Source organism: Ruegeria sp. N11, from assembly GCF_056531525.1.
This window is the reverse complement of sequence record NZ_JBQFLX010000045.1, coordinates 1-8,384: the sequence shown is the minus strand read 5'-3', so window position 1 is coordinate 8,384 and position 8,384 is coordinate 1. Positions and strand designations below refer to the sequence as shown.

The following is an 8,384-nucleotide window of genomic DNA, read 5'->3' as shown; positions in this document are numbered from 1 at the left end:
AGGCGTGTGGCGACCAGATACGACAGATGCCCGAAGGTCTTCCTCTCCGCCATCGCCCTCGCCGCAACCGTCATTTATTGGTTATGAGTCCCGACCCTAGGCAGCAGTAGCGAACGCGCCCATTGCAGCTTGCTGCCAGACATGTTGGTAGACGCTCTTTGCAACAGCATCTTTATCCTAAGGCGAAAAAGGCGGAGTAGGCAACCGGGCATACACTTCGTCGAGAATAGGAGACTCTCGGCCATTGCCCTCGCAACAACGGTCATCTTTTGGTTGGGAATCTCGACTCAAGGGTGAAGCGCACGCTGAACTCAACCGAGGTGGTCGATGCCGTGACGGATCTGTCCGTCCTTTATGGCCCGCCCGGTTTGATACGTTCAAAACAATGACCTAGAATTTATCACGCGGGCGGTTCTGGAGTAGATCGCCGCCGCCGGCGCCCAAGCGACTAGCATTGAATCTGGAAGCCCGTGGGGAAACGGATGCTGTGAAAACTTTAACGGCCGGCTCTGGAACGAGACGCTCAACGGCGAAATTTTCTACAGCCTGCGCGAAGCACAAATCCTGATCGAACAATGGAGGAAGCACTACAACGTGAAGAGTCTCCACAGTTCTTTGGGCTATCGTCCGCCGGCGCCTGAACCGACCATATGGATGCAACAAAACCAATGATGCACGAACATTCAAGTTGGACCCGTCAGATGAGCGCTGCACAGTGCAAACACGGCCAAAAAACCTCGTATGTATCGCCAGCTCTCGCAAAAGTTTAGACATAGTGGCAAACGCCTTTAAAACGGGCATTTAGTTTGTTTCTGAGAAACGCGGCTTCTCGCAGCGCTATCTGGATTCAATTCCCGGTTCAGGAGGCGTGATTTTTTCAGGTTATTTTGGTCGCGACTGAGTAGTGGTTACTTGATCGGATGATTTTTTAGTGGGTTGGCTGCCCTCGAAGAATCTCAGGTCGTTAACGTGTGGAAATTCGACACTGCGTTGAACGATTGACATGCATGCGCAGTTGGTATGCTATCGCCCACTATGACTTTAACAGAAATTTGCGACATCGTATCGCGAATTCAATGCAGCTAAATGACTGCAAAAAGGGAGAAAATAATGAAAAAACCAATGCTGGCGCTCGCGCTGCTGATGACTTCGACAACGCTGGCTCAGGCGGAAACGTTGCGATGGGCGCGCTCTGGGGATGCGCTGACGCTGGACCCGCATTCGCAAAACGAAGGGCCCACGCATACCGTTCGCCATCAGATGTATGAACCGCTGATTATCCGTGACACGACCGGTGCCTTTGAACCCGCGCTCGCGACCGATTGGAACCCCAGCGAGAGTGATCCTAATGTCTGGGTGTTCAACCTGCGCCAGGGTGTGAAATTTCATGATGGGGCCGATTTTACTGCGGACGACGTGGTGTTCAGCATCAACCGCGCCAAGCAGCCGAACTCGGATATGAAAGAACTGATCAACTCTATCGTCGAGGTGCGCGCGGTCGATGACCATACGGTCGAGATCGTGACTGACGGTCCGAACCCGATCCTGCCTGCAAACCTGACCGACCTGTTCATCATGGACAAAGATTGGACCGAGGCGAATAACACGGTCGATGTTCAGGATTTTGAAGGCGGAGAGATCACCTTCGCGACTACTAACGTGAACGGCACTGGTCCTTACAAGCTGGTCAGCCGCGAACCTGACGTAAAAACCGTCATGCAGCGAAACGAAGATTATTGGGGCCGCGATCAGTTCCCAATGGCAATCAGCGAGATTATCTACACGCCCATCCAGAATAACGCGACGCGCGTCGCGGCTATGCTGTCCGGTGAGGTGAATTTCCTTCAGGATATGCCGGTTCAGGACTTGGAACGGGTCAACGCTGCGGATGGCCTTGTAGTCAAACAGGCGCCGCAGAACCGGGTGATCTTTTTCGGGATGAACCAGGGTGCAAATGACATCGAAGCCGACAACGTCGATGGCAAGAACCCCCTTGCAGATGTGCGCGTACGTCAGGCGATGTCCAAGGCGATCAACCGCGATGCCATCAAGCAGGTGGTCATGCGCGGTCAGTCGCAACCCGCCGGGATGATTGCACCGCCCTTCGTGAACGGCTGGACGGCTGATATGGACGCCGAAAGCAGTACTGATGTTGAAGCAGCAAAAGCGCTTTTGGCTGAAGCGGGCTATCCTGATGGCTTCTCAATCCGTCTTGACTGCCCCAATGATCGATACATCAACGACGAAGGTATCTGCCAGGCGGCCGTCGGGATGCTTGGTCAAATTGGCATTACCGTGAATCTGGATGCCAAACCCAAGGCGCAACATTTCCCGCTGATTACCGATGGAAAGACCGACTTCTACATGTTGGGCTGGGGCGTTCCGACATACGACTCGGAATACATCTTCAACTTCCTGGTTCATGGCCGTGAAAGTGACATCGGTACCTGGAACGGCACTGGCTTTAACGATGATGAGCTTGACGCCAAGATCAAATCGCTTGCCTCAAACACAGACCTTGTTGCCCGCGACCAGGACATAGCCGACATTTGGCGTGTAGTGCAGGATGAGCAGCTGTACATCCCAATCCACCATCAGGTGCTGAACTGGGGCATGGCTGAAAATCTGGCCATCGAGGTCGATCCCGAGGATCAACCCATGGTGAAGCACTTCGGTCTGAACTAAGCTGAGCGGCGGGCCTCGGGATGCGGGGCCCGCCGCCACATAAGTGGGAGCTATTATGAGACGTCTGACCACTGCCGCGCTGATGTGTGCGCTTGCGTTACCCGTATCAGCCGAAGAGTTCACGTTTGCTGTCACGACCGACCCGCAAACGCTGGACCCGCATGCAGTCAATTCCGCCCCGGTTTTGGGATTTCTGAACAATGTTTACGAAGGGCTGGTCCGTCGGGGCAAAGATATGTCCATCGAACCGGCGCTGGCGACCAGCTGGGAGACAATTGGTGACGGCGCAGGCTGGCGGTTCAATCTGCGGGAAGGCGTGACGTTTCATGATGGGTCTGAGTTCAACGCAGATGATGTGATATTCTCGTACCAGCGTGCCTCGGATGAAAATTCGGATACCCGTAGCTGGTTCGCTCCGGTCAGCGAGGTGGTGAAAGTCGACGACTACACCATTGATGTCATGACGACCGCGCCCAATCCGATCTTTCCAGACAGCATCGCCAACTGGATGATCCTTGATAGCGGGTGGGCCGAGGCGAATGACGCCGCATTGCCCGATAAAGAGGCTGGCAACTATGCGACACTGAACGCCAACGGCACCGGCGCATTCCGCGTCACTGCGCGAGAGCCGGCATTGCGCACCGTTCTGGAACCGTTTGACGGTTGGTGGGGTGAGGCAGAGCATAACCTGACCCGCGCTGAGCTGGTGCCCATCCAGAATCCTGCAACAGCGCTGGCGGCATTGCTGTCGGGTGATGTGGACTTTATCAATCCTGTCCCCATTCAGGACGTCGCCCGGTTGCAAGGCAACCCGGACGTAAAGGTCATTCAGGGTATCGAAGCGCGCGTTATCATGCTGGGCTTTGATCAGCAGGAGGGCGCAAGCGAAGCCGGGCAAGGCGGTTCTGATCTGTTCCGTGACCCCCGCGTTCGTGAGGCCGTAGCCAAGGCCGTCAACGTGCCGGCCATCTTGCAAACCATCATGCGCGGCAACGCCGAGGTGGCAAGTCAACTTGTCAGCCCAGCAATGCGTGGGTTCTCGGTTGCAAACGCGGACCCGTATGGCTTCGACCCCGAAGGCGCGAAGGCGCTACTGGCTGAGGCCGGCGCTGAAGGTGCCGAAGTTAGCTTCAAATGTTCCAACAATCGCTATCTGAATGACGAGTCCGTCTGCCAGGCGATCACGGCCATGCTGACGCAGGTTGGATTGAATGTAACGCTCGATGCAATGCCCGTTCAGAACTACTGGCCCGAACTGCGGGCTGACAATTTCGACATGTATCTGCTGGGATGGTCGCCCGGGACTTTCGACGCCGAACATCCGGTGCGTTTTCTCGCCTCGACCCCCAATGAGGAAAAGAAGCTGGGCTCTTGGAACTTTGGCGGTTACTCCAACGCCCGCGTGGATGAGTTGCTGCCAATGATCCAGTCCGAAATTGACGAAACCAAGCGTCAGGCGATGCTTGATGAGGTCGCAAGTATCTTGCAGGACGAAGTGGCCTATGTGCCCCTCTACGTCCAACCGCTGGTTTGGGGCGCGCGCAGCAACATCGAGTTGACGCAACGGCCTGATAACTTCTTCCTTCTGCGCTGGGTCACGGTCAACTAAATGCTGTCATACATTATCAGGCGTGTGGCCCAGTCGGCGCTGGTCCTTTTTGTCGTAGGCCTTGTTGCCTTTTCCATGTTCCGCTTTGTCGGCGACCCGATCGACAACATGCTGGGGCAGGAACGGACGATGGAAGATGTGGAGCGTCTGCGCAGCCAGTTGGGCCTCGATCAGCCGTTTCCGGTGCAATATGTGAAGTTTCTGAAAGAGGCCGTACAGGGCAATTTTGGCGTCAGCTTCCGTCAGGGCCGCCCGGTCGCCGAGATCTTGTCTGAACGCGCACCAGCCACTCTGGAACTGGCGATCGTCTCGGCGGTGTTCGCGATTGTCCTTGGCATCGCCCTGGGCGTTTTCACCGCCATCAGGCGGGATGGCTTTGCGGCGAATTTCATCATGTCGGCCTCCCTGATCGGGGTGTCCTTGCCCACTTTCCTGATCGGCATCCTGCTCATTTATATCTTCTCGGTCGAACTTGGCTGGCTTCCCAGTTTCGGACGCGGAGAGGTCGTGGATCTGGGATGGTGGAGTACCGGGTTACTGACCACGAGTGGACTTAAGGCATTGATTTTGCCCGCAATAACGCTCGGTTTATACCAAATGACTCTGATCATGCGATTGGTGCGGTCTGAAATGTTGGAAGTGCTTCGGCAGGACTATATCCGCTTTGCCCGCGCCCGTGGCCTGAGCGATCGGACCATAAACTTTCGCCACGCACTGAAAAACACGATGGTCCCGGTGATCACCATCATCGGCCTGCAATTGGGGGCCATTATCGCCTTTGCCATCATCACCGAGACGGTGTTCCAGTGGCCAGGCCTTGGCCTTCTGTTCATCAACGCAATCCAGTTCGTGGATATTCCTGTCATGGCGGCTTACCTGATGATGATCTCGGTCATCTTTGTCACCATCAACCTAGCGGTCGACATTCTCTACGCATTCATCGACCCGCGCCTGAGGGTCAGCGCATGAGCCGTGTAAGACGCATTCTGGACAGCGACCAATTCTACGCCTTTCGCCGGTCGCCTGTGGCCATGGTATCGGCCGCGGTCGCGTTGGTTCTGATTCTCGCAACGATCATGGCACCGCTGATTGCGCCGACGAACCCGTTTGACCCGTCCAGCCTGAACCTGATGAACGGCTTCACCCCACCGATGGAGCCGAATGCCTTTACCGGTGAAAGCTTCCTTATGGGCACCGACGATCAGGGGCGGGATGTGTTTTCGACCATCCTGTATGGGATGCGGATTTCGCTGTTTGTCGGGGTGGCCGCGGTTCTGTTTGCCATGATTCTGGGGATCATTCTGGGCCTGCTGTCCGGCTATTTCGGCGGCTGGACCGAAACGATCATCATGCGCACGGCCGATGTGCAGCTGACCTTCCCGTCGATCCTTCTGGCCATGCTGATCTTTGGTATCGCAAAGGGCGTCACACCTGTTGAGTATCGCGACCAGATGGCGATCTGGGTGCTGATCCTTGCCATCGGCCTGTCTGACTGGGTGCAGTTCGCCCGTGTCGTCAGGGGCGCGACTTTGGTTGAGAAGAACAAGGATTATGTCGCCGCCGCGCGCATTATCGGGCAAAGCCCACTGACGATCATGCTGCGCCACATCCTGCCCAATGTGCTGTCACCGGTATTGGTGATCGCAACAATTTCATTGGCTCTGGCGATCATTGCCGAGGCGACGCTTAGCTTTCTTGGTGTTGGTGCACCGCCCACGCAACCCTCGCTGGGTACCCTGATCCGTATCGGACAGGGTTTCCTGTTCTCGGGTGAGTGGTGGATCCTGTTCTTTCCGGCCTGCACCCTGCTGGCGCTGGCGTTGAGTGTGAACCTGCTGGGCGACTGGCTGCGCGATGTTCTGAACCCGAGGCTGAAATGACTGATCCCGTTCTTTCGATCCGCAACCTGACAGTGGAAATCCCGACCCGCCACGGCGTTTTCAAGCCGGTGGAGCACGTGACCTATGATTTGCATCCTGGTGAAATTCGGGGGGTCGTGGGCGAAAGCGGCGCTGGTAAATCCATGACCGGCAATGCCGTGATCGGCCTGCTGGACCCTCCGGCCCATGTGTCCGAGGGCGAGGTCTGGCTAAACGGTCGCAGGATCGACGAACTGGATGCAGAGGACAAGCGCAGGATCCGGGGCAAAGAGATCGGTATGATCTTTCAGGACCCGCTGACCTCGCTCAATCCGCTATTCACAGTGGGTCAGCAACTGGTGGAGACGATCCAACTGCACCTGGGCCTGTCTGCAACAGCGGCCAAAAAGCGTGCCATTGCACTGCTGGACCGCGTCTCCATCCCCGACCCGGCGGATCGGTTCAATCAGTATCCGCACCAGTTTTCCGGCGGGATGCGCCAGCGGGTTGTAATCGCCTTGGCCCTGTGCTCCGAACCCAGCGTCCTGATCGCGGACGAACCCACAACGGCCTTGGACGTGTCCGTTCAGGCGCAAGTACTGGACCTGATCAAGGAACTGGCGAAGGAGCGTCAGGTTGGAGTAATCCTCGTGACGCACGACATGGGTGTTATCGCCGACACCACTGATACGGTGACCGTCATGTATTCCGGCCAAGTGGTCGAAAGCGGCACGACCGATCAGATCCTTGGCGCGCCTACGCATGATTACACCAAATCCCTTATTGCCGCGGTGCCACGACCTCACACCAAGGTACAACGCTTTCCGGTGGTCAGCTATGGCGAGCGGGCAAGAACCTTCAAGATTGATGATCTGGCGGCGCATTGGGACAAAACCGAATTGTCAAAATCCGGTAAGCTGCTTGAAGTCGAGAACATCACCAAAACGTTCCTGCAAAAGGGCGGCCTGCTGCCATCGCAGCGGCGTTACTTCACCGCCGTCGATCAGGTCAGTTTCGACATTCGCGATGGTGAGGTATTTGGCCTTGTTGGTGAAAGTGGCTCTGGCAAGTCCACCGTCGCGCGGATGATCGGCACGCTGTATCCTGTGGACGGTGGCCGCGTGATCTTTGACGGTCAGGATGTGACGGCCATGGGAGCAGACGCCCTGCAGGCCTATCGCCGCCAAATTCAAATGATCTTTCAGGATCCTTTCTCCAGCCTCAATCCACGCATGAGGGTCGGGGACCTTGTGGCCGAGCCAATCCATCACCACAAAATCCTGCCCAAGTCCGCTATCGAACCGCGGGTGCGGGAATTGCTTGACTGGGTTGGGCTGGCCAAGGACGCGTGGCGTAAGTATCCACATGAATTTTCCGGCGGGCAGCGGCAACGCATTTGTATTGCCCGCGCCCTTGCAACTCAGCCACGTTTTCTGATCTGTGATGAGCCGACCAGCGCTCTGGATGTGTCCATTCAGGCACAAATCCTGAACATTCTCAAAGACCTGCAGGATCACCTCGGCTTGACTATGCTCTTTATCAGCCACGATCTTCCGGTCGTGCGTCAGATGTGTGACCGGGTGGGCGTGATGCGTCAGGGAAAACTGCTTGAGGTTCAGGAGACGGCCTCGTTGTTCACAGCTCCCGAGCATCCGTACACAAGGGAACTCCTGGATTTGATGCCCCGGCTAAAGCAATTGGCCTAAACTTACTAACCTGGTCTTGCTTCGTTTTTTTGTGCCACTTCAGATCCGTCCAACGTGGCCACTTCTGAAGCAAAGGGCTTTGACGCTCAACCTTTTGAACCGAATTTTGGCACGCCTTGATAGTGCTGTCGCAGCGAATGAGCGCCGAGGAAACCGCGAATGCAGTATAGAGACTAAGCACTGCAAGGCAACCAAGGGCAGCATTGACAGCGGTCAATGTCGGTTTTCTGTGCTTTGCCGCTATATGTGTCTCGCGAGGCATCCGGAAGTTTTGGGCATATTTTGTTGAAAAACTCTGTCTTTATAGAGTTGTACGTTGCGGATTCAATCCTGCTAACGCAGTGAGAGGATCAGTCATGATGGGACCAAGGCAGGAAGCCCAAGCGGCGCTGTTTAATTAGTTCGCGCTGGAGGACCAAGCCCCTCAAGATCAACTGTTGCGTTCGATTGATCGGTTCGTCGATCTTGGTGGCATCCGTACCCATCTCACCGACTTCTATAGCCATACCGGCCGGCCATCCGTCG

At 56.0% G+C, this 8,384-nt stretch carries 6 protein-coding genes and 2 pseudogenes; all 8 read left to right on the top strand.

Annotation, left to right across the window (positions count from 1 at the left end):
• Positions 1-87: pseudogene (locus tag ACR0J8_RS23605) on the top strand (IS5/IS1182 family transposase); the annotation flags it as partial.
• 203 nt (positions 88-290) lie between these two features.
• A pseudogene (locus tag ACR0J8_RS23600) lies at positions 291-770 on the top strand (integrase core domain-containing protein); the annotation flags it as partial.
• Positions 771-1,110: 340 nt separating this feature from the next.
• Positions 1,111-2,685: an ABC transporter substrate-binding protein gene (locus tag ACR0J8_RS23595; protein WP_170678506.1), complete on the top strand. Its 1,575-nt coding sequence runs from the start codon at positions 1,111-1,113 to the stop codon at positions 2,683-2,685.
• 55 nt (positions 2,686-2,740) lie between these two features.
• Positions 2,741-4,294: an ABC transporter substrate-binding protein gene (locus ACR0J8_RS23590; protein WP_480527832.1), complete on the top strand. Its 1,554-nt coding sequence runs from the start codon at positions 2,741-2,743 to the stop codon at positions 4,292-4,294.
• Positions 4,295-5,263 (top strand): ABC transporter permease, encoded by a 969-nt coding sequence (locus tag ACR0J8_RS23585; RefSeq protein ID WP_480892687.1) that lies wholly within the window; start codon positions 4,295-4,297, stop codon positions 5,261-5,263.
• Positions 5,260-6,174, top strand: coding sequence for an ABC transporter permease (locus ACR0J8_RS23580; RefSeq protein ID WP_480527835.1), 915 nt, complete (start codon positions 5,260-5,262; stop codon positions 6,172-6,174). Before ACR0J8_RS23585 ends, ACR0J8_RS23580 begins: the two co-directional genes overlap by 4 nt.
• Positions 6,171-7,859 carry an ABC transporter ATP-binding protein gene (locus ACR0J8_RS23575; RefSeq protein ID WP_480527837.1) on the top strand — a complete coding sequence of 563 codons (1,689 nt, stop codon included), beginning with the start codon at positions 6,171-6,173 and terminating at the stop codon, positions 7,857-7,859. Before ACR0J8_RS23580 ends, ACR0J8_RS23575 begins: the two co-directional genes overlap by 4 nt.
• Before the next feature lie 407 nt (positions 7,860-8,266).
• Positions 8,267-8,384: transposase (locus ACR0J8_RS23570; protein ID WP_480527838.1), on the top strand; the 118-nt coding region annotated here is incomplete at its 3' end.

Bases quoted from the DNA above. Each gene is read 5' to 3' on its own strand.
- ACR0J8_RS23595 (WP_170678506.1), top strand. From the start codon at position 1,111: ATGAAAAAACCAATGCTGGCGCTCGCGCTGCTGATGACTTCGACAACG.
- ACR0J8_RS23590 (WP_480527832.1), top strand. From the start codon at position 2,741: ATGAGACGTCTGACCACTGCCGCGCTGATGTGTGCGCTTGCGTTACCC.
- ACR0J8_RS23585 (WP_480892687.1), top strand. From the start codon at position 4,295: ATGCTGTCATACATTATCAGGCGTGTGGCCCAGTCGGCGCTGGTCCTT.
- ACR0J8_RS23580 (WP_480527835.1), top strand. From the start codon at position 5,260: ATGAGCCGTGTAAGACGCATTCTGGACAGCGACCAATTCTACGCCTTT.
- ACR0J8_RS23575 (WP_480527837.1), top strand. From the start codon at position 6,171: ATGACTGATCCCGTTCTTTCGATCCGCAACCTGACAGTGGAAATCCCG.